A 25,634-nucleotide genomic window follows, 5' to 3' on the forward strand; every position below is an offset into this window, starting at 1 on the left:
ACGAGCGCCTGTCCCGCGAGCCCGCAGGCTGGGGGTTTCGCACGGATGTCGCCGATGCGCGCGTCCGTGCGCCCAAAAACATTGACCAACGAATAGGGGCTCTACATGACCGAGTTGAAGGCCGACTCCCTCAACGGGATCGACTTCAAGGTGGCCGATCTGTCGCTGGCGGACTTCGGCCGCAAGGAGATCCGGCTGGCCGAGCACGAGATGCCGGGCCTGATGGCGCTGCGCGAGGAGTACCACGACGTGCAGCCGCTCAAGGGTGCGCGCGTGTCGGGCTCGCTGCACATGACCGTGCAGACCGCGGTGCTGATCGAGACGCTGACCGCGCTGGGCGCCGAGGTGCGCTGGGCCAGCTGCAACATCTTCTCCACCCAGGACCACGCGGCCGCGGCCATCGTCGTCGGCCCGCACGGCACGCCGGAGGAGCCCAAGGGCATCCCGGTGTTCGCGTGGAAGGGCGAGACGCTCGAGGAGTACTGGTGGGCCGCCGAGCAGATGCTCACCTGGCCCGGTGAGCCGGCCAACATGATCCTCGACGACGGCGGGGACGCCACGATGATGGTGCTGCGCGGCGCGCAGTACGAGAAGCAGGGCGTGGTGCCGCCCGCCGAGGACGACGACCCGGCGGAGTGGAAGGTGTTCCTGGGCGTGCTGCGGGAGCGCTTCGAGACCGACAAGACCAAGTGGACGAAGATCGCCGAGTCGGTCAAGGGTGTCACCGAAGAGACCACCACCGGTGTGCTGCGGCTGTACCAGTTCGAGGCCGCCGGTGAGCTGCCGTTCCCGGCGATCAACGTCAACGACTCGGTCACCAAGTCCAAGTTCGACAACAAGTACGGCACCCGCCACTCGCTGATCGACGGCATCAACCGCGGCACCGACGTGCTGATCGGCGGCAAGAAGGTGCTGATCTGCGGCTACGGCGACGTCGGTAAGGGCTGCGCGGAGTCGCTGGCCGGCCAGGGCGCCCGCGTCGCGGTCACCGAGATCGACCCCATCAACGCGCTGCAGGCGCTGATGGACGGTTTCGACGTCGTCACCGTCGAGCAGGGCATCGGCCAGGCCGACATCGTGATCACCTCCACCGGCAACAAGGACATCATCACCCTCGAGCACATGCGGGCGATGAAGGACCAGGCGATCCTGGGCAACATCGGCCACTTCGACAACGAGATCGACATGGCCGCCCTGGAGCGCTCGGGCGCCCGCAAGCTCAACATCAAGCCGCAGGTCGACCAGTGGATCTTCGACGACGGCAAGTCGATCATCGTGCTGTCCGAAGGCCGTCTGCTCAACCTGGGCAACGCGACCGGTCACCCGTCGTTCGTGATGAGCAACAGCTTCTCCAACCAGGTGATCGCCCAGATCGAGCTGTGGACCAAGAACGACGAGTACGACAACGCGGTCTACCGGCTGGCCAAGCACCTCGACGAGAAGGTCGCCAAGATCCACGTCGAGGCGCTCGGCGGCACGCTGACCAAGCTCACCAAGGAGCAGGCCGAGTACATCGGTGTCGACGTCGAGGGTCCGTACAAGCCCGAGCACTACCGCTACTGATTCCGATGGAACGCAAAGGCCCTCGGCGCATCGCGTCGAGGGCCTTCGCGTTTCTCGGGCGCGATGGCCGGGGGGAGCGTTCCCGAAAGGAGCGACGCGTGTCCGATCAGGTCACGGTGATCATCGACCGGGCGTCGGTCGCCATGGGCGACGACGTCGACTCACACCTGGAGTTCTGGTCGTTTCCGGCCACCGCGACGGTCGACGATCTGTTGGTCGAGGTGTCGACGCACTATCTGCCGGGGGTGGCCGGGCCCGCGGGGTGGCGGTTGTACATGCACATGGACGACCCCGGTGCCCGGCAAGTCCTAGGTCTGATCTACACCCGCGACGACCTTCGGGTCGACGACCAGATCTGCCGGCTCGTCGAAGGGCATCAGACACTGGGCGAGCTGGCCCGGTTCTCGGAGCTGGAGGTGTACGCGTCGTACCTCGTCCGGGACCAGGCGCGCCCGATCAGCCTCAGCGAGGCGAAAGCCGGTGCGTCCTTCACCGGTTGCCGGCCGACCAGGTTGGAGTCCGAAGCGCAAGCCCAGGCCGAGCACGCGTGGTCGATGATCAGAGAACTCGACCGCGAGGCTGCCGGTGTGCAGGCCGCTCGGCGCGACTGGATCCGCACCAACATCGTCGCCGGGGCCGAGTTTCCAAGCGGGGCAGACGTTTTCGTTGCCCGCAATTTTCCTGTCCTGGCCAACCTGCTCTGTAACGCCAGCATGAACATCGCCGGGGAACTCCTCGGGATCGAGAACCCGCGCGCGGGGATCGATCTACCCGACGAACAGGCAAGGACCGCAACACTTGTGATGATGTTGGCCGGTTTCGAATGGGGACTGCAACAAGAGTCCTGGCGGTTCGGGGAGCGGGAGTACTGCCGGGCGTATCTGGAGTTCCTGGCGGGCTGCGGCTATGCGCTGACCCCGATCGAGCACGTCATGGCCGGGCACGTGACGGTCGAGGAGTTCCTCCGCGATCAGGATGCGGTCAGGGAGCGGGTGACCCGCATCGGGCACCTGAGGGAGCAGCAGCACGAGGTGTGGATGAACCACTACCACGGCAAGATCAGCCACGAACAATACGAAGCCGCAACACAACCCATCAACGCGGAACTCACTGCGCTCGGCCAACACCCCGGACCGCCGATGGGGTGCTGCCGCTGACGATCACTGGTCTCAACTTCTCGGCGACCGGGGTTTATCCCCAAGTGGGAGTTGATCCACAGCCTCGAGATTTTGGCCCCTGCTTGTCGGGGGTCGAATGTATGTTCGAAGTATGTCGGGGACGGAGTCGCAGGACGCGTTGGCCGGGTTGCGCGCCGCGGTTGATCGGTTGGCGGGCTGCGATTTCGACCTGTCGACCGCCCCGGAACTGATCGAGGTCCTCGATGAGCTGGAAACGGTGAAGTGCCGCCTGCCCGCGGTCGAGCACCGCGCGTTGGCGCGCCTGCAGACCGAGACCACTCCGGCGGCGTTGGGCGCCAAATCGTGGCGGGAAGTGTTGTCGGTGCGGTGGCGGATCTCGACCAGTGAGGCCAATCGGCGCCTGACCGAGGCTGAGCTGTTGGCCCCGCGCCAAGCATTCACCGGAGAGGTGTTGCCGCCGCGGTTGCCGGCCACCGCGGCGGCTCAGGCGCATGGGTTGATCACCGCCGAGCATGTGGACATCATCCGCAAAGCGATGAACAAGGTGCCCGGGTTCGTCGACACCGCGACCCGCGAGAGCTTGGAACTGGATCTGGTGCGTTGTGCGGCCACCGCCGGACCCAGCGCGGTGCAGGACACCGCCACGTTGCGGTTGTTTCTGATGGATCAGGACGGCCCGGCCCCGGATGAGGCCGAACGCGCCCGCAAACGCAGCGTGACCAAGTCCAAACAGGGCGAGGACGGCATGGTCGAGCTGCGCGCCACCATGACCCCGGAGGCGTGGGCGGTTTGGGAGGTGTTGTTCGCCAAGTTCGCCGCTCCCGGTATGTGCAACCCCGCCGATGAGGAGCCGTGTGTGTCGGGCACGCCCTCGCAGGCGCAGATCGACAACGATCAGCGCAGCCTGGCCCAGCGCCAGCATGACGCGCTGCTGGTCGTGGGGCGGATCGCGTTGATGAGTGGGGATCTGGGCCAGCTCAACGGGCTGCCGGTCTCGGTCATCATCCGCACCACCCTGCAGGATCTGGAGTCGCGTGCCGGGGTGGGCACCACCGGTGGGGGCACCGTGGTGCCGATCGATGATGTGGTGCGCATGGCGGCTCACGCGCGTCACTATCTGGCGGTGTTCGACCGGGCCACCGGCTCAGCACTGAACCTCTACCGCGCCAAGCGCACCGCCAGCCGCGCGCAGCGGATCATGCTGATCGCCCGCGACGGGGGCTGCACCAAACCGGGCTGCACCGTCGGCGCTTATGGGTGTCAGGCTCATCACGTCATCGACGACTGGACCGACGGGGGTCAGACCAATGTCGATGAGCTCGGCCTGGCGTGTGGGCCCGATAACCGCAGCGTCAACAATGACGGCGGCTGGACCACGAGGATGAGCGAGCGCCACGACGTGGAATGGCTGCCCCCGCCACCACTGGACACCGGCCAGGCCCGCCTGAACTACCACCACCGCCCCGAACTGCTCCTACGCCCCGACGACGAGGACGAGGAACTCGACGATCAGACAGCGGCCGTCGGGGTCGACGAACCCGGAGACGACGCGCAACCGGCAGATCCCGTCGACGGGGATCGCCGCGATGCCGAATTGCGCCCGGCGGCGACCGGCCTTGCCGATGAACCCGGAGTGGCAGCGGAACCGGCCGAGTCCGCCCACCAACCGGACGTGGCCGCGGAACCGGCCGAGTCCACTGACCAACCGGTGGGGACCGCCGAACCGGTCGAGCCCGTCGACGAGCACCATCGCGATGCCGAACCGAGTGCTCCACCACCTGACCCCGCCGACCATCCCGGCGGACCCTCACCACCCGGCGGCCACGCGGCCTGACGGGCCCACGCCTCGAACCCGGTGACCAGAGAAAGGGTCATCCGGGCTAGAGGCATGCGCAGGTTCAGCTTTCGAGCCATACGGAGCTCCGGCGAGTCCAAAAGTTCCAGCACCGGCGCCATGAGGCCGGCGGCCGGAATCGTCCACGAGGCGATCAGGTAGCCGAGGGTCCTTTCGGCAGGCGTCCCGTCGATGCTCCTATCGGCGGCACCCCCGGATGCAGATAGTCACGGCGTCACGTCCACACCGCCGCAATGGTTTCGCAGATCCACCAGCGGCTGACGGATCCCGGCCATCTCGGCGTTCTCCTGCGGATGGGTCGCCATGTAGCCCTTGACCTGATCGGCCACCTGCTCACGCGACAAGCCGCGCAGGGTGCCCATGAAGCCGTTGAGGTCGGGGTGGGTGAACAGGTAGGCCGACGTCGACGCGTCGACCCCCGCGCGCACCCCCTCGAGATCGGCGCTGGTGCAGTTCGGCGGCTCGGCAGTCGCCAACGGCGACAACGCAATCAGCGCCCCGCCGACGGCTGCGGCCAGCAACAGTGTGTGCCTGCGGCGGACACTGGGCATCGTGGTCTCCTCGGTTCGACGGCTGTGGTCGATGCCAGTGTGCGGCCCGCCGAGCGCACAGATCGTACGTCTCAAGCACCTTCCCAGGACGCCGACAGCATTCCGCCAGTTTCAGTCATGCGGATACTCGTCGCGTTTGCGCGGCCAGTCGGAGAAGTCCTCGCCTCGGCCCTTGGGCGCGCGGTCCAGCAGCTGCCACGTCGCGTTGAGCGCTTCGGTGCCGCGGTCGTAGGTCGAGTAGGTGTGGTAGACGACCCCGTCTTCCAGCGCGAAGCAGCTCAGCGCCATCAGCTCCATCACGTCGAGCATGCTGCCGCTGCCCGAGCCGAAGTCGCGGCGCGGCGTCGGGACGTGCATGTAGCCGAAGAAGTCGCTGTCGAAATCGGTGCCGCCGGACGACACCCACTCGATGTCCCAGCCCATCCGCTGCTTGTAGGCGGTCAACACCGGCAGCGGCGAGCGCGACGACAGGATGAACGTGACATCCCGGTGCGCCAGGTGCGGTGCCGCACCGACCAGGTTGTCGGTCTCGAACGTGCACCCGGGACAGCCCTGCGGGGTGTTGGGGCCGTGCATGAAGTGACGCACGATCAACTGCGAGCGGCCGTCGAACAGCTCGGCCAGCGTACGACGGCCGGCCTCGGTGTCGAACTCGTACGTCTTGTCGACGGCCACCCACGGCAGCGCCTGCCGCTCCCTGGCCAGCTCGGTGGCCCGACGGGTCAGCTCCTTCTCCTTGGCCAGCTGCCGCTCATAGGCGGCACGCCACTCTTCGCGCGTTGCGACCCTCACCACGTCTACCTCCTCGTCAGGAAACGGTTCCGCTGAGGGCAGACCCGCGCCTGCGCGCGAACTCATCGGCGCGTACCGATCAACGCAGCGGGTATCCCTTCGGCACCTGATCCTGCTGAACGGGGAGAACCATGACAACCCGGCCTGAATCATCCGCGGGCATGCACCACGTCACGGCGATCGCCGCGGACCCGCAGCGCAACGTCGACTTCTACCGCGAGGTCCTGGGCCTGCGGCTGGTGAAGAAGACCGTCAACTTCGACGCCCCCGACGGCTACCACCTGTACTTCGGCGACGAGTCCGGCCGGCCCGGCACGCTGATGACCTTCTTCCCGTGGCCCGGCACCCCGCCGGGCCGGCGCGGCACCGGGCAGGCCACCACCGTCTCGCTGTCGGTGCCGGAAGGCTCGCTGGGCTGGTGGCGCGACCGGCTGACGGCGATGGGCGCCGCGGTCGGCGAACCCGGCACCCGCAACGGGGAGGAGGCGTTGACGGTGCGCGACCCCGACGGGTTGTGCCTCGAACTGGCCGCGCACCCCGAGGCCGCCGACGAACCGGTGTGGGAACAGGGGCCCGTCGCCGCCGAGCACGCGGTCCGCGGGCTGCACTCGGTCACGCTGACCGAGGCCGGTTATGAAAGCACCGCCGAACTGCTCACTGAGACAATGGGATTCCGCTGCGTCGACGAGTCCGGTAACCGGTTCCGGTTCCGCACCGGCGACGGCGGCGCGAGCTCACTGCTCGATGTGGTCTGCTCACCGGAGGCGCCGCGCGGACTCGTCGCCGCCGGCACCGTGCACCACATCGCGTGGCGGGTTGCCGACGACACCGAACAGCAGCGCTGGCGCGAGAGCCTGCTGGGCAACGGGCTCAACGTCACACCGATACTGGACCGCAACTACTTCCAATCCATCTACTTCCGCGAGCCCGGCGGAGTGCTGTTCGAAATGGCCACCGACACACCCGGATTCACAATCGACGAACCTCTGATGCAACTGGGTCAGGCGTTGAGGCTGCCGCCGTGGCTGGAGCCGGACCGGGCCACCATCGAGGCCGCGCTGCCGCAACTGCGCGGCACGGATGTGCGGGTCGGCTCATGACCGACTACGGGCACGACCTGATCTTCGGCACCTTCGTCACACCGAACAACCACCCCGCCCACCAGGCTGTCGAGCAGGCCGTCGTCGCCGAGCGGGCGGGCCTGGACCTGGTCACCTACCAGGACCACCCGTACGTGGCCAGATTTCACGACACCTGGACGCTGCTGTCCTACGTCGCCGCGCGGACCGAACGAATCCGGCTCAGCGCCAACGTGATCAACCTGCCGCTGCGCCCGCCCGCGGTGCTGGCCCGTGCGGCGGCAAGCCTCGACCTGCTCACCGGTGGCCGGATCGAACTCGGCCTGGGCGCGGGCGCATTCTGGGACGGGGTGGCCGCGATGGGCGGGCCGCGACGCACGCCGGGGGAGTCGGTGGCGGCACTGACCGAGGCCATCGCGATCATCCGCGGCATCTGGGACGCCGACGCCGCCGGCGTGCTGACCGTCGAGGGCGAGCACTACCGGGTGCGCGGCGCCAAACGCGGGCCCGCACCGGCGCACGACGTCGGCATCTGGGTGGGCGCCTACGGGCCGCGGATGCTGCGGCTGATCGGCCGCGAGGCCGACGGGTGGCTGCCCTCTCTGCAGTACCTGCCCGGCGGCATCACCGACCTCGCGGCGCTCAACCGCCACATCGACGACGCCGCCGCGGCCGCCGGACGCGAACCGAGCGCGATCCGCCGCCTGCTCAACATCAGCGGCAGTTTCACCGGATCCGGCTTCCTGCAGGGGCCGCCGCGGCAGTGGGCCGAGGAACTCGTCGACGTCGCGCTGGCCTTCGGCGTCAGCGGCTTCGTCCTGGCCTCCGACGACACCGCCACGACCGAACGCTACGCCGCCGAGGTCGCCCCCGCGGTGCGGGAACTGGTGACCGCCGAGCGATGAGAGGAGCGGTCAGCGCAGCCGGAACAGCATCTCCCCGGCGCGCGGCACCACCAGCGTGCCGGGATCGTCGGCGTAGCTCTGCGGGTCCACCGAAGCCGGGTCCAGATAGCCCAGATTCGCGGCGCGGCAGACATCCTCGGGGATCTGCGTGGCGAGCGTGACCTGCACCCGCAGCCGCTCCTGGCCGGTCTCGGCGTCATAGCTGCCCGCGCCCCGCAGATGCGTGGAATGCGCGAGCACCCCCCACGGCACGTCGACGAAGCGGTCCCACTGCTTCACGAAGTAGTCGCGGCAGTGGTAGCCGATCTCGTAGATCTCGGGGTGCGACGCCGACAGTTCCGTGACATGCGGGGCGTACAGGATCACCTCACCACCGTCGGCCACCACCGGTTCCACCTTGTAGAAACCCTTGGCCGCGGTCCAGATGTCGTCATACATCCGCGGGACGATCGAAAACACCCGCCGCACAGGCGCATCGAGGTAGGTGACGTGGGTGGCCGCACACACCTGGGCCGCCGACGCCCAGGAGGCCACGGTGTCGCCGAACGACAGCGAATGCAGCCCGCTGGTCCGCACCGGCGACTGCACCGCGCTGCCGACGGCGCTGTCGGCAGCGCCGTCGGCGGTCTCGGCGGTGACCGCGCACAGCGCCAGCTTCTCGCTCGGGATCAACGCGGCGCCGTCGTCGATCAGCGCGCGCACCGGGGTGATGCCTGTGGTGCCGATGATCTCGGCCGAGGTGATCAGCGCGCCCAGCCAGTGCGAGACGTCGATGATCTGCTGGCCGCCGACCCCGGGGAAGAAGTACTTGTTACCGCCGGAGATGCCGACCACCTCGTGCGGAAGGACCGGCCCGAGCACCAACGCGATGTCGTGGTCGACGACGGCGCGGTTGAGCAGCACCGGCACATCGAGGTTCATCCGCCCTTCGGACAGCTCCGCGACGCGGGAACCGGGAATCGTGCCGAGATCGACGAAGCTCTCCGGCTTCCACCACTCGTGGTTGATCACCGTGGTGCCCGGATACGTCTCGGCCAGTCGGCCGGGCGGATAACCGAGATGCTCGGCGAGCGCCTCCTCGCTCATCGCGGCGTGCGTGCCCAACGCGATCAGCACCGTCAGCCGGCTCACCCGCCCGGCCAGCGCGCCGTGCACCGCACGCATCAGCAGCGGCAGCGGGCACGTGCGCGTCGCGTCGGGCACCAGAACGCAGACACTGCGCCCGTCGAACGGGTGGGCGGTGAGCTGCTCGTGGACGAACCGGGTGACCTCGTCCTCGGTGAGCACGCTGCTGGCATCACCGACCCGCGCAGCGCTCGCGGCCAACCCGGGCGGAACCTCACCGATCAGCGTCATGACTCGATCCTGTGGCCCACGAGCGGCGAAGGCAAGGACGTGTTGGCGGCAAGCCGGTCCGCCGACGCACAATCGAGGGATGACCGACGTCGGGCAGTTCGGGGGCAGGCGCGACGGCGATCTGGCGGCGCGCCCGGTGCGCATCGCCCACCTCGGGACCGGCAACTTCTTCCGCGCACACCAGGCCTGGTACACCCAGCACGCCGACGATGCCGCGGACTGGGGGATCGCGGGGTTCGCCGGCCGGTCCGGCGCCACCGTGCGGCAGCTGGCCGCCCAGGACGGGCTCTCCACGCTGCTGATCCGCGGCGCCGACGGCGACCGCCCGGAGATCATCTCGTCGCTGACCAGCGTGTCGGCCGACCTCGGCGACTGGCGCCGCTGCTTCGCGCTGCCCGAGCTCGCGCTGGTGACGCTGACCGTGACCGAAGCCGGATACCGGCGGGCCGCCGACGGGGGCCTGGACCGCGCCGACCCCGACGTCGCCGCCGACACCGACCGGCTGCGCAGCCACGGCACCGCCGCCGAGGTGACCACCGCACCCGCCAAGCTGGCCCTGGGCCTCGCGGTGCGACGCGAACGCGGACTCCCCGGCCTGGCGGTCGTGCCGTGCGACAACGTGCCCGACAACGGGGCGATGGCCGCCCGGGTCGTCAGGGAGCTGGCCCGAGCCGTGGACCCGGGCCTGGCCGAGTGGATCGACGCGCACGTCGCCTGGGTCTCCACGGTCGTCGACCGGATCACGCCGCGCGCCACCGACGAGGACCGGGCTGCGGCGAAGGACCCGGCCGCGGTGGTCACCGAACCGTACGCCGAATGGGTGCTGTGCGGCCAGTTCCCGCAGGGCAGGCCCCGGTGGAAAGGCGCCCGCATCGTGGACGACATCGCGCCGTGGGAAGCGCGAAAGCTCATGTTGCTCAACGGTTCTCATTCGCTGATGGCCTACGCCGGGACGCTGCGCGGCCACCGCACCGTGCATGAGGCGATATCGGACCCGGTGGTGCTGGGCTGGGTCGAGCAGTGGTGGGACGACGCCGCACGGCAGGTGCCGCTGCCCGACGAGGAGCTCGACGCCTACCGCGCCGCGCTGCTGCAGCGCTACGCGAATCCGCGCATCCGCCACCAGCTGAGCCAGATCGCCGCCGACGGTTCCCAGAAACTGCCGATCCGGGTGCTGCCCACCGTGCGCGCCGAGCTCGCCGCCGGGCGCGTACCGCTCGGGGCCGCGCGCATCCTGGCCGCCTGGGTGTGCCATCTGCGCGGGCTGGGCGTCGCGGTCGACGACGTCGCGGCCGAGGAGTTCACCGCGCTCGCCGCCGGGGCCGGGATCGACGACGCCACCGACCGTGTGCTGGCCCGGCTCGGCGTCGACGACGAGCGGATGCGCGACACCGTCGCGGGCCTGGCCCGCGAGCTGAGCCACTAGGCTTCGGGCCATGAGGTTCGGCGACGACGTGTTCGGCGACGACCAGGCGGCGGTCGACCGGGTGACCGCGCAGCTCGACGGCATCGGCCGACTCGGCGTGGCGTACTCGGGCGGTGTGGATTCCGCGACGCTGCTCGGGCTCGCGATCCGCGCGCTGGGACCGGCCCGCGTGCTCGCGGTCATCGGCGTCTCGCCCAGCCTGGCCGACGACGAACGCAGCGCCGCGCATGACGTCGCACGCTTCCTCGGCGCCTCGGTGGTCGAGATCGCCACCCACGAGGGGAAACGCCCCGAATACCGCGCCAACGGGCCGGACCGCTGCTACTACTGCAAGGACGAGCTGTTCACCCGCATCGGCGCCGAGCTGTGCGAGCGTCACGGCCTCGACGCCGTCGCCTACGGCGAGAACGCGGACGACGTTGTGCGCCAAGACCGCCCGGGTGCGCGCGCCGCGGTCGAGCATCGGGTGCTGCGGCCCCTGGCCGACGCGGGACTCGACAAGGCCGCGGTGCGCCGCATCGCGCGGGCGATGAACCTGCCGTGCGCGGACAAGCCCGCCCGGCCCTGCCTGGCGTCGCGGATCCCGCACTACGAGCCGGTGACCGCGGAGAAGCTGGCGCAGGTTGAGATGGCCGAAAGGCAGTTGTTCCGAATGGGTTTCGCCGACTGCCGGGTGCGCCACCACGGTGACGTCGCCCGCATCGAGCTGCCCGAGGCCGACATCGCGCGGGCCACCGGTGAGCTGCGCGCGCAGGTGCACGACGCCGTCACCGCGGCGGGTTTCCGGTTCGCGGCGGTGGACCTGGCCGGTATCCAGTCCGGCGCCTTCACCCTTCCGCTCACGGTCGTCACGCGGTGACCGACGAAACCGAGTCGGGCTTCGCCGAGCTGGACCTCGACCGGGCGCAGCGCCGCGGCTATCCCGAAGCCGTGCTGTGCCACGGCAAGACGCCCGGGCAGGTCGGCGCCATCGCCGCGACACTGCGCGAGCACGGCGCCCGCACGCTGTTCACCCGCGCCACCCCCGAACACGCCCGCGCCGTGCGCACCGAGTTGCCCGACGCCTTCTACGCCGACGACTGCGGTCTGCTGGCGTGGCCGCCGCAGCCGCCGCAGCCGGTCGGCGGCCAGGTGCTCGTCGTCGCCGCCGGCACCGCGGATCACGCCGTCGCGCGTGAGGCGCTGTTGACCGCACGGCATCTCGGCCGACCCGCCGAGCTGATCATGGACGTCGGCGTCGCGGGACTGCACCGGGTGCTCGCCAAACAGGAGGCGCTGCGCGCGGCGCGGGTGATCGTCGTCGTGGCCGGGATGGACGGCGCCCTGCCCGCGGTCGTCGCGGGTCTGGTCGCCGCGCCGGTGGTGGCCGTGCCGACCTCCACCGGCTACGGCGCCGCGTTCGGCGGGCTGGCGGCGCTGCTGGGCATGCTGAACAGCTGCGCGCCCGGCGTGGGTGTGGTCAACATCGACAACGGTTACGGCGCAGGGCATCTGGCGGCTCAGATCGCCGCGCCCGCCTGAGGGTCCCCGCCCGCCGGCCAGCGCGCGCCGCGCCGGAGCCCGCGCGCGGCCGCCGCCGCGTTCGCCTCGTCGAGGACGTGCCGCACCGGCACACCCCGTTGCCCGGCCAGGGTCGCCGCGTCCTCGAACTCGGGGGTGGCCACGTCGACCGTCCCGTCGCGCAGGCCGACCTTGATCCGGACCCGTCCGCCCTCGACGTCGACCGGCACCACGGCACGGTCCAGCGCCGTCCGCTGCACCGGCGCTTCGCGCACACCCAAAGTGCCTGTCAGAGCGAACATCTGCGCGCGCAACGTGGCGCGCTGCGCATCGGTGCCGAGGACCCGCAGGGTGTGCGCAGGCCGGCCCTTCTTCATCACGATCGGCACCAGCCACGCGTCGGCCGCGCCCGCGTCGAGCAGCGCGGCCAGCACCGACGGCCACACCCGGGGGTCGATGTCGTCGACGTTGGTCTCCAGCACCCACATCGTCGACGTCGCCGCGCCCGATGCCGGTTCACCGACGACGACGCGGACCACGTTGGCCCGGCCCGCCGGGTCGCGGCTGCCGGCGCCGACGCCCACGGCCGAGACCGTCATCGCCGGGATCGGACCGGACTGCGCGGCCAGCCCCCGCAGCAGCGCCATCCCGGTGGGTGTCGCCAGTTCCCCGTCGCCGCCGGAGGAGACCGGCCAGCCGCGGGCCAACTCGATCACCGCGGGCGCCGGCACGGGCAGATCACCGTGGGCGGTACCCACCCGCCCGGAGCCGAGCGCGACCGGGCTGGCGGTCACCTCGGCGACGCCCAGGTCGGCCAGCGCCGCGCAGACACCGACGACGTCGGCGATCGCGTCCCACGACCCCACCTCGTGGAACGTCACCTCCTCGGCGGGCAGCCCGTGCACGCGCGCCTCGGCGTCGGCCAGCAACGTGAACACCGTCAGGGCGGACTCCCGGACGCCGATGGTCAGCGGTGCCTGCTCGAGCAGCAGCCGGATGTCGGCCCAGCGGCGGTGCGGGTGATCGTCGGCGACGCTGGTGACCTGCGCGCGCACGGCCCGCAGACCGGCCCGCCGGGTGGTGTGGGTGCCGACCTGCACCTCGCTCGGGACGACGCCGCCCACCGCGCGCTGCACCGACGGCAGCGACGCGCCGGCATCGATCAGCGCGCCGAGCAGCATGTCGCCCGCGACTCCCGCGGTCGCGTCGATCCAGGCGCGCCGGCCGGCAGCTGTCACGACTCAGAACATGTCGTAGAGCGAGATCGCACCCACCGCGAAAATCGCGATCGCCGAGATCACCAGGTAGACCGTGAACAGCCGGCCGTCCTTGATCCGCGGGTCGGTCTCCTTGAACGACAGGTACAGGCTCGCGATCGACACCGCCACCAGATACAGGGCGTTGAGGATGCCGCCGAGGACCACCAGCGCCAGCGGCGACGCGGCCACCACGCCCAGCGTTCCCCACAGGATCGGCTGAACGACCATCAGCCCGCGCAGCCACCGGTCCCGCGATTTCGAGTCCGCCCACTCGAAGACGCCGAACACCGCGATCGCGTTGGCGACCTGCCTGCTCAGGCTGGGCACGTTCGCCAGGATCGTCTTGTACAGCGCCAGCGCGGCGAAGGCCAGGAACACGACGCCGACCCAGTCGCCCATGGTGTCGGTGAAGATCCGGGAGATCGTCGTGATCACTTCGCTCCCGGCCGGGACCAGCCCCTGCGGGTTCAGCACCGCCGCCCCGAGGATGTAGAACGACGCCGTCGAGGTGGTGTAGATGACCCAGGCGACCCAGACGTCCTTCTTCATCACCGAGATCCAGCCGCGCGCCCGCTGCACCCAGGCCTCGGAGCCGTCGTTGGGTCCGGTCCAGGCGGCGTAGCCCTTCTCCACGCACCAGAACGAGTACGACGTGATCTCGCCGGCCCCGACGCCGGTGAGACCGAACATCGCCAGCGCGACGCCCATGGTGCCCGCGGCGAGTTGGAACTGCATGCCGCCGGCCAGATCGGCGAAGCTCCACGCGAACGGCGTGACCTGGATACCGAACACCAGCACAACCACCGCCGCGGTGACGATCACGACCAGCGCCGTCGACACCTTCTCCACGATCCCGTAGCGGTTCGCGATGTGGATGGCGATCGCGACCAGCACCATCAGCAGGACCCAGAAACCGACCGACGCGGTGGTCGGCGAATCGCTGCCGATCGGCACGAGTAGCGACAGCGCGAGGCCCGCGGCGCTCAGCACACCGGCCTGGCTGGTGAGGAACTGCAGGAACATCAGCACGGCGAGGTAGGACACCCAGCCACGTTTGAGGAACCGCGGCGGCACCCGGTTGTAGCCCTCGATGGCCGACTGCCCGGTGGAGATCGACCAGCGGGCCACCTCGATCTGGACGGCCACCTTGACGAACGTCGAGACGAACACCAGCCACAGCAGCAGGAAGCCGACCTCGGCACCGAGCGTGGTCGCGGTGATCAGCTCCCCGGAGCCCACCACGGCCGCGCTGGTGATCATGCCGGGCCCGAGGAAGCGAACGCTCGGTCCCCAACCCTTGGGCGGCTCTTTGATTTTCGCCGGGTCCAGGGCGTAGGGGTCGCCGATCGCGGTGTGCGCGCCGGTCGGCTCGGAGGTTGTCGCCAACGCCAACTCCTTGTTACGCAATCGTGAGATCGCTTGTCGCGGTCAATGCCGGTAACTGGACCCTAGTTCGTCCCGACGCCGTGGCGGTCGGCTTTCCTGGATGCGGGCGCGGCGTGGCGCGTGTCTGCGTATTTCTGTGCGAACCGGGTAATGATGGGGACGCGTTGTCAGCGTTTGTACCGCCGGGATTGTGTCCGTCCGTCGACGAGGAGCACCTTGTGCCCCAAGCCTCCAGCACCGGGCGGGTCGGCGTGCCGCAGGACCGGACGCGGATGCCGCCGGACTGGCCGGGCTGGGCTTCGGCCGGGCTCGCGCTGATCGGGTTCGGCTGGTGTCTGTGGACGTGGCTGCACGGCGGCGGCGCGTTCACGGTGTCGTGGGTGCCGTCGCTGGACCTGCAGCTGAGCTTCGACTTCGACGGCCTGGCCGCCCTGTACTCGCTGCTGGCGTGCGGTGTCGGTGCGCTGGTGTTCTGGTACGGAACCGGGTACCTCACGCTGCATCTGCGGCACCAGAACCGGCCCGCCCGGGAGCGGTGGCGGTTCTGGCCGTGGATGCTGCTGTTCGCGGTGTCGATGGTGGGGCTGGCCTCCACGCAGGACCTCGTGCTGCTGTTCGTGTTCTTCGACGTGACCGCGATCTGCTCGTACTTCCTCATCGGCTTCGACCGCGACGAGGCCAAGGCCCGCAGAGCGGCGTTGATGGCGCTGCTGATCACGGTGGCCACCGCGGTGGCGCTGCTGATCGCCGCTGTGCTGCTGTACGCGAGTTACGGGACGTTCTCCATACCCGAGTTGCTCGAACGGGTCGAACCGGGAACGACGACCACGGTCGCCGCGGTGCTGCTGGCGGTGGCCGCGCTGACCAAGAGCGCGCAGGTGCCGCTGCACTTCTGGCTGCCCAAGGCGATGGCGGCGCCCACCCCGGTGTCGGCGTACCTGCATTCGGCGGCGATGGTGGCGGCCGGTGTGCTGGTGCTCGGCCGGGTGCATCCGCTGCTCGCGCGCAGCGAGGCCGTGCTGACCGGGCTGCTCGTCGTCGGGTTGGCGTCGGTCGTCGTCGGCGGCGTCCTGGCGCTGGGCCAGGACGTGCTCAAGCAGGTGCTGGCCTACTCGACGATCTCGCAGTACGGCTACATCGTGATGCTGTACGGCATCGGCGGCGGCACCGCGGCCGGCGCGGCGGCGTTCTACGTTCTGGCCCACGGGCTGGCCAAGAGCGCGCTGTTCATGACGGCGGGCGCGGTCACGACCGCGACCGGCGAGGACCGGCTGTCGCATCTCGGCGGCCTGGCCCGGCGCCGGCCGCTGCTCGCGGTCGCCGCCGCGATAGCCGCCGCCAACCTAGCCGGATTACCTTTGACCGCAGGCTTTTTCAAAGACGAACTGTTCTTCGAGGCGGCCGCCGAAGCCGGACCGGTGTGGGCAGCTGCGGCCGTTCTCGCCGCGGCCCTCACACTGGCCTACATCGGGCGCTTCTGGCTGCTGTTGTTCCTCGGCCCGACGCGCACCGAGCCGTCGGCCACCCCGGTGTCGCTGACCGCCCCCGTCGTCGTGCTCGCCGCGCTGGGCGTGCTGGGGGGCCTGGTGCCGCAACTGCTCAGCGGTCTGGCCGCCGACGCGGCCGCGGTCACCAACGGGGCGCCGGTGAGCGTGTCACCGGCCTACCATCTCGATGCGCGCCCCGCGAACCTGATGGCGCTGTGCGCGTGGACGCTGGGCGCGGCCATCCTGGCGGCGTCGCGGCTGCGAAATCCGGTGTCGCGGGCGGTGGCTCGGGCGGGGGAGCGGGCAGGCCCGCTGCGCGGCTACACCAGGGGCCTGCGGGCGCTGGCGCGGCTCTCGGGGGCGGTGCACCAGCGGGAGGTCCGCGATTTCCGCAGCAGCATCGCGGCGGTGCTGGTGCCGGCGGGCGCGTTGACCGCGTTGGCGTTCGCGGTCACCCCGACGGTGGGTCAGTACGCGGTGGGCGTGGTGCGCGGGGTCGACTGGCTGGTGCTGCCGCTGCTGGGCCTGGTGATCATCGCGGCGCTGGCGACCGCGCGGGTCGGCGCGCGGGTCGGCATGGTGGTCGCGCTGTCGGTGGTCGGCTTCGCGCTGGCGACCGTGTACGCGTTGATCGCCGCACCCGACATCGCGCTGGTCGCCGTGCTTGTCGAGACCATGATCACGCTGATCTTCATCGCCGCGTTCAACCGGCTGCCGCGCTCGGCGCCCGGCCGCGACGGGACGGGCAAAGTGGCCGTGCTGCCGCGCGGCGAACGAGATCACCACCGCCGCAACGTGTTCGCCGGTTGTGTGGCCGGGCTGGCCGCGTTCGCCACCGTCTGGGGATTTTTGTCCGCGCCGACCAGCGCGCCGGGGGTGGCCGGCGAGTACGTCGCCCGCACCCCGAGCGCACACGGCGAGGACGTCGTCACGGTGATCATCACCGACTTCCGCGGACTGGACACCCTCGGTGAGATCACGGTGTTGCTGATCGCCGCCGTCGGGGTCGCGACGCTGCTGCGAAGGGGACGGCTGTGGTGACGCGCGGTGTGGTGTTGCAGGTGGTCGCCCGGCTGGTGCTGGGCCCGAGCGTGGTGGTGGCGGCCGCGCTGATCGTCAAGGGTTATGTCGATGTCGGCGACGGGTTCGCCGCCGGCATGGTCGTCGCGCTGGCCGTCGCGCTGTCCTATCTGGCCCTCGGCGCCGCGGGCGCCGAGGAGACGCTGCCGGTGCTGCGGTACGCCCCGCAGGTCGCGATCGCGGGCCTGCTGTTGTCGTTGGCGGTCGGCTTCTTTCCGCTGCTCTGGGGTGAGCCGGTGTTCAGCCACTACCCGGGACGGGGTGAGCACGTGGTCACCATCGGCTCGTTCGAGTTGTTCACGCCGCTGCTGTTCGACGTCGGTGTGTTCCTGCTCGTGGTCGGGGTGATGACGATGTTTCTGCACCACTTCGCCGACCCCGTCGAGCACACCGGCGATACCACCGAGGCGGGTGACGCGCCGTGATCCTCGCGTTCGCGGCCACCGCCGCGGCCCTGTTCGGGGTGGGCGCCTACATGTTGTTGCAGCGCGACCTGATCCGCATCGTCGTCGGCGTCGCGCTGATCTCGCAGTCGTCGGTTGTTGCGTTGATCGGTGCCAGCCTGACCCGCGGGCACGCACCCATCGACGTCTCGACCGGGGAGTCCTACAGCGACCCGGTGCCGCAGGCGCTGGTGCTGACGGCTCTGGTCATCGGCCTGGCCACGCTGGCGCTGCTGTTGGCGTTGGTGCACCGCGTCGTCGTCGCGTATCGCACCGCCCATCACGACGAGCTGGCCGCCGAGGAGATCGCGATCGAGCAGCAGTTGCAGCGTGATCAGCAGCGCGACAGCAACGAGATGACGTGATGTCGGCGTCGGTGTGGTTGTCGCTGGCGCTGCTGGTGCCCTGGGCGGCCGGTGCGTTGCTCATCGCCTTCGATGGCCGCCGCCGGTGCGTCGCCTGGGCGGCGGTGGCCGCGTTGGCGGCGACGTCGGCCGCGATCGCCGCGCTGACCGTGCACGTGGTGGCGGACGGCGCGCAGCAGGTGACGACCGGCAGCTGGCCGGCCGGGGTGGGCATCGTGCTGCACGCCGACGCGCTGGGGGTCACCTTCGCGGCGATCACCGCGCTGGTGATGCTCGTCGCGATGGCCAACGAAGCCCTCGTCGGTGTGCGCAGCCGCACCTTCCCGGCCTTGATGGTGCTGCTCACGGCCGGACTGACCGGCCTGTTCTTCACCGGCGACGTGTTCAACTTCTACGTCTTCTTCGAGATCTCGATGATGGCGTCCTACGCCCTTGCCACTTACGGCGGAGGCACGCGTCAACTCCGCGCGGCGGTGATCTTCGCCGGGGTGAACCTGCTCGGTTCGTTCCTGTTCCTGATCTCGGTCGCGGGCACCTACCGGGTCACCGGCGCGCTGGACATGGCCACCGTCGCCGAACGCATGCACAGCGGAGGCGCCAACGCGACGCTGCTCGTCGCGGTCGGGTTCTTCGTCGCGTTCAGCGTCAAGCTGGGGTTGTTCCCGTTCCACTTCTGGCTTCCCACGGTCTATGCAGGCACCCGCCCCGCCGTCGCCGCCGTCCTCAGCGGCGCGGTCGCCAACATCGGCAGCTACGGGCTGGTGCGTTTCGGCGCCGGCATGTTCGCCGAGGAGCTGCGCTTCACGGCCACCGCGCTCATCGTGCTCGGGCTGGCCTCGATCCTCTACGGCGGTGTGGTGGCGGTCTCGCGCGGGGACATCGCCGAGACGCTGGCCTATTCCGCGATCGGGCAGGTCGGCTACGTGCTGGTCGCGCTCGGCATCGGCGGTCCGCTCGGGCTGGCGGCGGCCGTCTTCTACAGCGTGGTCAACGCGCTGAACAAGGGCGTGCTGTTTTTGGCCGCGGGTCTGCGGGGGCCGCTGGTGGCCGCCGCCTTCGCGATCGGCGCCTTCAGCGTCGCCGGTGTGCCGCCGGCGGCCGGGTTCATCGGGAAGCTGGAGGTGTTCCGCGCCGCGATCGCCGCCGACAGCCCGGTGCTCGTGGCGTTGCTCGTCCTCGGCAGCGTGCTATCGCTGGTCTACATGTTCCAGATCTACCAGCGGAAATTCTGGGGCACCGACACCGAACCCGCGGTGGTGGGCGCGGCCGAGGTGAGCCCCGTTCCGGCCCGCGTGCTGGTCGCGGTGTTCGCGGTGCTGGTACTGGCCGTCGGGCTGTGGGCAGAACCGCTGGCGGCGCTCAGCGAGTATGCCGCCGACGTTTTCACATCAGGAGGTTCTCGATGACTGCGATCGTGGTCCGGATCGCCGCGCTCACCGCCATCTACCTGGCGGTGCTGTCGAGCCTGCACCCGGCCGACATCGTCATCGGCGCGCTGCTGTCGACGGTGCTGGTGGCGGTGGGCGCGCGAATCCGCGGGCCGGGCCGGCGTCCGGAGGCGCCACCGGGGACCACCCCGTGGGGTCGGCTGGCCGGGGTGCCCGCGCTGATCGGCTTCACCGTGCTGGACATGTGCCGCGGAAGTTGGACGGTGGCCCGCCACTGTCTCGGCCGGCCGACCACACCGGGTTACGTGTCCATGCCCATCGAGCGTCATCGGCCCGCGACCGCCACGGCATGGGCGATCCGGGTGGGCCTGTCACCGGACACGGTCGTCGTCGACGTCGACGACGAACACGGGACGCTGGTGTTGCACGTCCTGGACGTCCGCGACCCCGACGCCGTGCGACGGGACCAGGTCGCCTCCTACGAGCGTGCGCAGCGGCGCGTATTCCCGTGAGCGCCATGCCCACCGCAGTTCTCGTCATCGCACTGGCCTGGACCACGCTGCTGCTCGTGGCCGGGGCCCTGCAGTTGTTGCGCACCCGCGACGTGCTGCAGCGCCTCGTCGCGCTCGACCTGCTCGCGATCCTGATGGTGGCGCTGCTGACGCTGCTGTGTTTCCTGCTGGACCGGTCCTACTACCTGAACGCGGCGATGGCGCTGGCGATGCTGTCGTTCGTGGCCACCGTCGCGACGGCCCGCTATCTCGGATCGGGAGGGCCGTTCGAGTGATCTCTGTGCTGCTCGACATCCTCGGCGCCGTCCTGCTTTTCACCGGTCTGGCGCTGCTGACGATCAGCGTCGTCGGGATGCTGCGGTTCTCCGACACGCAGAGTCAGCTGCACGCGCAGGGGCTGGCCACCGGTCCCGGGGTGATCGCCGTGCTGGCCTCGTCGATCGCCACCGAGAACCCGGCGATCATCGGCTTCGCGGCGCTGACCATCGCGTTCGTGGTGATGACGTCGCCGACCTCCAGCCACGCGATCTCCCGCTCCGCCTACCGCCGCCGGGCCCGCGAGAAGCCGGAGGAGAATCCGGGGTAGCGGTCACAACCGCGCCGCGGTATGCCGGGACACACCCGCGGCCGCGTACACCTGCTCTTCGTCGAGGGTCTCGTGCACCAGAAGCTCGGCGACAATCCGGTCGAGCCGGTCCTTGTTGTTGCGCAACAACTCTCGTGCCTCGACGTAGCAGGCCTCGATGAGGCGCCGGATCTCCTGGTCCACCGAACCGAGCATCGAGTCCGACACCCCGAACATGCGCGGGTCGCCCTCGCGGGGCAGCACCGACACCGGGCCGATCCGCTCGGACATGCCCCACCGTCCGATCATGGCGCGGGCGACCTTGGTGGCCGTCTCGAGGTCACTTTCGGAGCCCGTGGTGACCACCCCGAAGATCTCCTCCTCGGCGGCCATCCCGCCGAGAGCGCCGATGATGCGCCCGCGCAGATAGTCGGCGGTGTATCCGTAGCGGTCCTCCTCCGGGGTGGACAACGTGACGCCGAGGGCGTGGCCGCGCGGGATGATCGAGACCTTGCGCACCGGGTCGGCGCCCGGTTGCAGCATGCCCAGCAGCGCGTGGCCGGCTTCGTGGTACGCGGTGCGGCGGCGCTCCTCCTCGGGCAGCACCACGCTGCGCGCCGTCCCGAGTTGCACTTTCTCCAGCGCGTCGCCCAGGTAGCGGTCGGTCACGTGGGTCAGCCCGTCGCGGGCCGCGGCCAACGCCGCCTCGTTGACGAGGTTGGCCAGATCCGCACCGGTCATGCCGGGTGTCGCGGCGGCGACCTTGTCGAGATCGACGTCGTCGGCCAACGGCACCGAGCGGGTGTGCACCTTCAGGATCGCGACGCGGCCCTGGCGGTCGGGCGGGTTGACGGTGACCGTGCGGTCGAACCGTCCCGGGCGCAGCAGCGCCGGATCGAGGACGTCGGGCCGGTTCGTCGCGGCGAGCACCACCACACCCTCGGATCCGCTGAATCCGTCCATCTCCGTGAGGATCTGGTTGAGGGTCTGCTCGCGTTCGTCGTTGCCGCCGACGCTGGCCGCGCTGCCGCGCGACCGGCCGATGGTGTCGATCTCGTCGATGAAGATGATCGCCGGGGCCACCTTGCGGGCCTCCTCGAACAGTTCCCGCACGCGCGACGCGCCGACACCGACGATCATCTCGATGAACTCGGCGCCGCTGGCCGAGAAGAACGGCACGTTCGCCTCGCCGGCCGTCGCCCGCGCCAGCAGCGTCTTGCCGGTGCCGGGCGGGCCGGTCAGCAGCACACCCTTGGGCACCTTGGCGCCGAGCTTGCGGTATTTCTCCGGATGCCGCAGAAAGTCCACGATCTCGTTGATCTCGGCCTTGACCTCGTTGATGCCTGCGACGTCGTCGAAGGTGACCCGCACGGTCTCCGGGTCGACAGGCTTGCGTTTGCGCGCGTTCATGCCGAACAGCCCGCCGCCACCTGCGGCGCCCATCTTGCGGGCGCGGTTGAACAACCAGAACCAGAACCCGAACAGCAGCAGGATCGGCGCGAACGACAGCAGCAGGTTCCAGAAGATCCCGCGGTCGGTGCTCAGCGGTTCCGCCGACACCGTCGCGCCGCCCTCCTCGAGCTGGGCGAGCAAATCGTCTTGGGCGAAGGTCGGACGTTCGGTGGTGAACTGCTCGTAGGTCTTCGACGTATCGTCCTGGCCTGGAACGGGTTTCGCTTCGCGTAGCCTGCCCTGGATCGACTCGCCCTGGGAGAACACCTCGTCGACGTTGCGCTGCTCGACCTGGGTGGTGAACTCGGTGTAGGGCACCTTGGCCGGGTCGCCGACCGTGTCCTGGAACGACAGCAACCCGAAGACCAGCAGATAGCCGAGGGCCAGGTAGGCCACCACCACCCACCAGCGCGGCCGCGGACGGTCCGCGCCGGTGTCTTCGGCCGGCAGGCCTTCGGTACGCCACGGTTTGGGATCGGCGTTGTTCGGCGGCTTCGACGCGGCGGGGTCGGGCCTGCGTGCGCCGTTGGTGTCGGTCACCGTATCCAAGCTAGCCGGATCGAGGGCGTTCGATAAGGGGTCACCGTTGCCACCGGGGCCGCGGCGCGTCGAGGCCGAACCGGACACCGACCATGCGGATCACGAAACACACCGCAGCGGCACCCATCGTCGCCGCGATGTTCTGTACCCCGAGGCCGTACAGCAGCGCCGCACAGGCCGCGCCGATCATGGCCGGGATCGCGTAGAGCTCGGCGCGGAACACCGTGGGCACCTGCCCGATCGCCATGTCGCGGATGGTTCCGCCGCCGACCGCGGTGATGGTGCCGACGATGACCGCCTGCAGAACGCCGAAGTCCAGGTTCAGCGCCTTGTACGCGGCGAGCACCGCGAAGACGCTCAACCCCACCGCATCGGCGACGGTGATCGGCATCGTGAAGCGTTCCAGGGCGGGACTGAGCGCGAACGCGATCACCCCGCCGGCCGCGGCCGCGGCCAGATAACGCCAGTCGACGAACGTCGCGGGCGGGAGCGCGTCGAGGAGGATGTCGCGGATGACGCCGCCGCCCAGACCGGTGAGCATGCCGACCGTGACTACACCGAAGATGTCCAGGCGCGTGGCACGCAACGAGACCAGTGCGCCGTTGAGCGCGAACGCGAACGTGCCGATCAGGTCGAGCACCAACAGCAACGGCGTTTCGGTCGACATTGCAAGGTGTATACCCGAGGACATGCCGACATCACAGGTGGACGCGGTGCTGTCCGGGCTGGCGCGGGTGCGGGACTGGCAGGAGCCGTTCTACCGCGACCTGCACCGCAACCCGGAGTTGTCGCACCAGGAGCGCCGGACGGCGGCCGAGGTCGCCGAGAAGCTGCGCGGATTCGGCTATCAGGTGCACGACGGGGTCGGCGGCACCGGTGTCGTCGGCGTGCTCTCCAACGGCGCGGGCCCGGTGGTGTTGCTGCGCGCCGACATGGACGCGCTGCCGGTGCGGGAAGCCACCGGCCTCGACTACGCGAGCACCGTGCGGGCCACCGACGCCGACGGCAACGAGGTGCCGGTGATGCACGCCTGCGGACACGACGTCCACGTCGCCACGCTGCTCGGCGCGGCCGAACTGCTCGCCGAGGGGCGGGGGCACTGGGCCGGCACCGTGGTCGCGCTGTTCCAGCCCGCCGAGGAGACGTCCGACGGCGCGCGCGCCATGGTCGACGACGGGCTCGCACAGCTGATACCGAAGGTGGATGTCGCGCTGGCCCAACATGTTCTGCCCGCACCGGCGGGGCACGTCGGTGTCCGCACCGGGGCTCTGCTGTCGGCAGCGGACAGCATGCGCGTCACCGTGCACGGCCGCGGCGCGCACGGTTCCATGCCCCAGGCCGCCGTCGACCCGGTGGTGCTCGCGGCGATGATCGTCGTGCGGCTGCAGACCGTGGTGTCACGCGAAGTCGCGCCCGGCGAGTCCGCGGTCCTGACCGTCGGCAGCATCGCGGCCGGAAGCAAGAGCAATGTGATACCGGATCACGCTGTGCTGCAACTGAACTTGCGCACCTACAGCGAGCAGACCCGGACCTCGATGCTGGCCGCGATCCGGCGCATCGTCATCGCCGAGTGCCAGGCCTCCGGCTCGCCCAAGGAGCCGGAGTTCGAGCTGTTCGACCGGTTTCCGTTGACGGAGAACGACGCCGACGCCACCGCGCGGGTGAGCTCGGCGTTCACCGCGTTCTTCGGGGAGCGGTGCCGGCAGATGCCGCAGCAGACCGCGAGCGAGGACTTCAGCGAGATCCCTGCTGCCCTCGGCGCGCCCTACACCTACTGGGGGATCGGCGGCATCGATCCGGTGCTCCACCGGGAGGCCGTCGAGTGCGGTCGCGTCGACGCCGACATCCCGGTCAACCATTCGGCGACCTTCGCCCCGGTGGTTCAGCCCACGCTCGACACCGGGACTCAGGCGCTGGTGGTCGCGGCAATGCCCTGGCTGGCGCCAGAGCGGTAGTCAGATCCCGTCGGCGATGCGAACGGCCTCGTCGAAGTACAGGGCGTCGACCTGCACCGTGTAGCTCTTGGCGACCAGGCCCGAGATGCTCGAGAAGTCGCGCCGGCCACCGGTGGCCAGGTGCGCGATGAAGGCGAAGAGGCCACCCCAGAATGCGCCGATCAACACGCTGCCCAGCATCGTCAGCAGCACCCCGGCCGGGACGATGACGAACAGGCTGAACAGCAGACCGAACAGCAGGCCGATCGCCGCGCCCGCACCGGCACCCGCCAGAGCGGCCCGGCCCTTGGTCATCCGGCCCGTCACCTGCTCGATGCTGTCGATGCCGTGGCCGACGATGCGCACATGCTCGACGGGGAAGTCGGCGTCCGACAGCCGGTCCACCAGGCGCTGCGCCTCTTCGTAAGTCGGGTACACCCGAAGCACCATCGACTCGAGTGCGTCTCTTTTCATTGTCGTAGTCATACGATCCTCCAATCTGATTTATTAGTTGGTACTATACAACTATATACTTTTAGTTGGGATATACCAACCATTGGACGGTGGGCGAGGATGGCGAAAGATGAAGGCCGGGCGGTCTACGAGGCGATCCGCCAGATCGCGCGGTGGTCCAACCGTCCCGACACGCGCGCTGCGCTACTGGGTCGGGCCGGTCAGGACTTCTCGGCGGTCGACGTGGATCTGTTGCGCGCCGTCGTGTCCAGCGGCCCGGTGCGGATCTCCGACCTCGCGCACTGGCAGGGCGTCGACAAATCCACCATGTCCCTGCAGGTGCGGCGGCTCGAGCAGCGTGATCTGATCCGCCGCCGTCCGGATCCCGCCGACCAGCGGGCCGTACTGCTCACCGCGACCGCCAAGGGGCGCCGTACCTGTGAGCGCATGGACGTCCTGGGTACCGAGGTCATCGCCCAGGCCTTCGACGACTGGCCCGAAGACGACCGGCGGGCGCTGGCGGCTCTGCTGGGCCGGTTCGCCGCCGATCTCACGTCATCGTCGCCCAGGCTGCGCGCGACCGCCCCTGATTAACGAGCGGGGA

Annotated in this window: 25 protein-coding genes; 17 read left to right on the forward strand and 8 right to left on the reverse strand. The window is 69.9% G+C overall.

Annotated elements, in window-relative coordinates; translation table 11 throughout:
* Nucleotides 1-105 precede the first annotated feature (105 nt).
* The 3 genes from ahcY (at nucleotide 106) to BHQ18_RS22640 (ending at nucleotide 4,536) form a co-directional block, all read left to right on the forward strand.
* Nucleotides 106-1,563 carry an adenosylhomocysteinase gene (gene ahcY, locus BHQ18_RS22630; protein ID WP_069415898.1) on the forward strand — a complete coding sequence of 486 codons (1,458 nt, stop codon included), beginning with the start codon at nucleotides 106-108 and terminating at the stop codon, nucleotides 1,561-1,563.
* A 98-nt stretch (nucleotides 1,564-1,661) separates the two neighbouring features.
* Nucleotides 1,662-2,720 (forward strand): hypothetical protein, encoded by a 1,059-nt coding sequence (locus BHQ18_RS22635; protein ID WP_069415899.1) that lies wholly within the window; start codon nucleotides 1,662-1,664, stop codon nucleotides 2,718-2,720.
* A 97-nt stretch (nucleotides 2,721-2,817) separates the two neighbouring features.
* Entirely contained in the window at nucleotides 2,818-4,536 is a 1,719-nt protein-coding gene (locus BHQ18_RS22640) for an HNH endonuclease signature motif containing protein (protein WP_084294271.1), read from the forward strand.
* 227 nt (nucleotides 4,537-4,763) lie between these two features.
* On the opposite strand, the gene BHQ18_RS22645 is transcribed toward BHQ18_RS22640, so the two are convergent.
* Together BHQ18_RS22645 and BHQ18_RS22650 are read right to left on the reverse strand one after the other, a co-directional pair.
* Nucleotides 4,764-5,108, reverse strand: a complete 345-nt coding sequence (locus BHQ18_RS22645; RefSeq protein WP_069415900.1) for a heme-binding protein — start codon at nucleotides 5,106-5,108, stop codon at nucleotides 4,764-4,766.
* Between the two features lie 111 nt (nucleotides 5,109-5,219).
* On the reverse strand, nucleotides 5,220-5,900 hold the full coding sequence (locus tag BHQ18_RS22650) for a DUF899 domain-containing protein (RefSeq protein WP_234794273.1): 681 nt from the start codon (nucleotides 5,898-5,900) through the stop codon (nucleotides 5,220-5,222).
* A gap of 131 nt (nucleotides 5,901-6,031) precedes the next feature.
* On the opposite strand from BHQ18_RS22650, the gene BHQ18_RS22655 reads away from it, so the two are divergent.
* The gene (locus tag BHQ18_RS22655) at nucleotides 6,032-7,000 is read left to right on the forward strand and encodes a ring-cleaving dioxygenase (protein ID WP_069415901.1); all 969 of its coding nucleotides are present in this window, start codon (nucleotides 6,032-6,034) and stop codon (nucleotides 6,998-7,000) included.
* Complete coding sequence (locus BHQ18_RS22660; protein ID WP_069415902.1) at nucleotides 6,997-7,884, forward strand: LLM class flavin-dependent oxidoreductase; 888 nt, start codon at nucleotides 6,997-6,999, stop codon at nucleotides 7,882-7,884. The genes BHQ18_RS22655 and BHQ18_RS22660 overlap by 4 nt, the downstream gene beginning before the upstream one ends.
* A 9-nt stretch (nucleotides 7,885-7,893) precedes the next feature.
* On the opposite strand, the gene BHQ18_RS22665 is transcribed toward BHQ18_RS22660, so the two are convergent.
* Nucleotides 7,894-9,240: a lactate racemase domain-containing protein gene (locus BHQ18_RS22665; protein ID WP_069415903.1), complete on the reverse strand. Its 1,347-nt coding sequence runs from the start codon at nucleotides 9,238-9,240 to the stop codon at nucleotides 7,894-7,896.
* Between the two features lie 79 nt (nucleotides 9,241-9,319).
* Between BHQ18_RS22665 and BHQ18_RS22670 the strand changes: the two genes are divergently transcribed.
* From BHQ18_RS22670 to larB, 3 genes are read left to right on the forward strand one after another with little or no spacing between them, the layout of a single operon-like run.
* Nucleotides 9,320-10,666, forward strand: coding sequence for a mannitol dehydrogenase family protein (locus BHQ18_RS22670; RefSeq protein ID WP_069415904.1), 1,347 nt, complete (start codon nucleotides 9,320-9,322; stop codon nucleotides 10,664-10,666).
* A gap of 10 nt (nucleotides 10,667-10,676) precedes the next feature.
* Nucleotides 10,677-11,525 carry an ATP-dependent sacrificial sulfur transferase LarE gene (gene larE / locus BHQ18_RS22675; RefSeq protein WP_069415905.1) on the forward strand — a complete coding sequence of 283 codons (849 nt, stop codon included), beginning with the start codon at nucleotides 10,677-10,679 and terminating at the stop codon, nucleotides 11,523-11,525.
* Entirely contained in the window at nucleotides 11,522-12,187 is a 666-nt protein-coding gene (gene larB / locus BHQ18_RS22680) for a nickel pincer cofactor biosynthesis protein LarB (RefSeq protein WP_069415906.1), read from the forward strand. Before larE ends, larB begins: the two co-directional genes overlap by 4 nt.
* Here the strand turns inward: larB and larC are convergent.
* Both larC and BHQ18_RS22690 read right to left on the reverse strand, forming a co-directional pair.
* Nucleotides 12,166-13,404 carry a nickel pincer cofactor biosynthesis protein LarC gene (gene larC / locus BHQ18_RS22685; RefSeq protein ID WP_234794274.1) on the reverse strand — a complete coding sequence of 413 codons (1,239 nt, stop codon included), beginning with the start codon at nucleotides 13,402-13,404 and terminating at the stop codon, nucleotides 12,166-12,168. The genes larB and larC overlap by 22 nt on opposite strands.
* Before the next feature lie 3 nt (nucleotides 13,405-13,407).
* Nucleotides 13,408-14,811: an Nramp family divalent metal transporter gene (locus BHQ18_RS22690; protein WP_205866169.1), complete on the reverse strand. Its 1,404-nt coding sequence runs from the start codon at nucleotides 14,809-14,811 to the stop codon at nucleotides 13,408-13,410.
* A gap of 218 nt (nucleotides 14,812-15,029) precedes the next feature.
* Between BHQ18_RS22690 and mbhE the strand changes: the two genes are divergently transcribed.
* The 7 genes from mbhE to BHQ18_RS22725 are packed head-to-tail and all read left to right on the forward strand — an operon-like array spanning nucleotide 15,030 to nucleotide 20,672.
* Nucleotides 15,030-17,339, forward strand: a complete 2,310-nt coding sequence (mbhE, locus tag BHQ18_RS22695) for a hydrogen gas-evolving membrane-bound hydrogenase subunit E (protein WP_205866170.1) — start codon at nucleotides 15,030-15,032, stop codon at nucleotides 17,337-17,339.
* Nucleotides 17,333-17,803 carry an MnhB domain-containing protein gene (locus tag BHQ18_RS22700; RefSeq protein ID WP_069415907.1) on the forward strand — a complete coding sequence of 157 codons (471 nt, stop codon included), beginning with the start codon at nucleotides 17,333-17,335 and terminating at the stop codon, nucleotides 17,801-17,803. The genes mbhE and BHQ18_RS22700 overlap by 7 nt, the downstream gene beginning before the upstream one ends.
* The gene (locus tag BHQ18_RS22705; protein WP_069415908.1) at nucleotides 17,800-18,186 is read left to right on the forward strand and encodes a sodium:proton antiporter; all 387 of its coding nucleotides are present in this window, start codon (nucleotides 17,800-17,802) and stop codon (nucleotides 18,184-18,186) included. The genes BHQ18_RS22700 and BHQ18_RS22705 overlap by 4 nt, the downstream gene beginning before the upstream one ends.
* Complete coding sequence (locus BHQ18_RS22710; RefSeq protein ID WP_069415909.1) at nucleotides 18,186-19,592, forward strand: complex I subunit 5 family protein; 1,407 nt, start codon at nucleotides 18,186-18,188, stop codon at nucleotides 19,590-19,592. Before BHQ18_RS22705 ends, BHQ18_RS22710 begins: the two co-directional genes overlap by 1 nt.
* Entirely contained in the window at nucleotides 19,589-20,086 is a 498-nt protein-coding gene (locus BHQ18_RS22715) for a Na+/H+ antiporter subunit E (protein WP_069415910.1), read from the forward strand. The genes BHQ18_RS22710 and BHQ18_RS22715 overlap by 4 nt, the downstream gene beginning before the upstream one ends.
* 5 nt (nucleotides 20,087-20,091) lie before the next feature.
* A complete protein-coding gene (locus BHQ18_RS22720) occupies nucleotides 20,092-20,361 on the forward strand; it encodes an MrpF/PhaF family protein (protein WP_069415973.1) in 270 nt (89 codons plus the stop codon).
* A complete protein-coding gene (locus BHQ18_RS22725; protein WP_069415911.1) occupies nucleotides 20,358-20,672 on the forward strand; it encodes a cation:proton antiporter in 315 nt (104 codons plus the stop codon). Before BHQ18_RS22720 ends, BHQ18_RS22725 begins: the two co-directional genes overlap by 4 nt.
* A 3-nt stretch (nucleotides 20,673-20,675) precedes the next feature.
* Here BHQ18_RS22725 and ftsH read toward each other — a convergent pair whose 3' ends face one another.
* A complete protein-coding gene (gene ftsH / locus BHQ18_RS22730) occupies nucleotides 20,676-22,643 on the reverse strand; it encodes an ATP-dependent zinc metalloprotease FtsH (RefSeq protein ID WP_109789383.1) in 1,968 nt (655 codons plus the stop codon).
* A gap of 40 nt (nucleotides 22,644-22,683) precedes the next feature.
* Nucleotides 22,684-23,310 carry a trimeric intracellular cation channel family protein gene (locus BHQ18_RS22735; protein ID WP_069415912.1) on the reverse strand — a complete coding sequence of 209 codons (627 nt, stop codon included), beginning with the start codon at nucleotides 23,308-23,310 and terminating at the stop codon, nucleotides 22,684-22,686.
* Nucleotides 23,311-23,332: 22 nt separating this feature from the next.
* Between BHQ18_RS22735 and BHQ18_RS22740 the strand changes: the two genes are divergently transcribed.
* Complete coding sequence (locus BHQ18_RS22740) at nucleotides 23,333-24,598, forward strand: amidohydrolase (protein ID WP_069415913.1); 1,266 nt, start codon at nucleotides 23,333-23,335, stop codon at nucleotides 24,596-24,598.
* Here the strand turns inward: BHQ18_RS22740 and BHQ18_RS22745 are convergent, their stop codons facing one another.
* On the reverse strand, nucleotides 24,599-25,051 hold the full coding sequence (locus BHQ18_RS22745; protein ID WP_234794275.1) for a YflT domain-containing protein: 453 nt from the start codon (nucleotides 25,049-25,051) through the stop codon (nucleotides 24,599-24,601).
* Nucleotides 25,052-25,150: 99 nt separating this feature from the next.
* Here BHQ18_RS22745 and BHQ18_RS22750 point away from each other — a divergent pair, with 99 nt between their 5' ends.
* On the forward strand, nucleotides 25,151-25,624 hold the full coding sequence (locus BHQ18_RS22750) for a MarR family winged helix-turn-helix transcriptional regulator (protein WP_069415915.1): 474 nt from the start codon (nucleotides 25,151-25,153) through the stop codon (nucleotides 25,622-25,624).
* The last annotated feature ends 10 nt before the right edge of the window (nucleotides 25,625-25,634 follow it).

Source organism: Mycolicibacterium flavescens (assembly GCF_001722335.1).
In the GTDB taxonomy this organism is placed as follows: Bacteria; Actinomycetota; Actinomycetes; order Mycobacteriales; family Mycobacteriaceae; genus Mycobacterium; species Mycobacterium flavescens.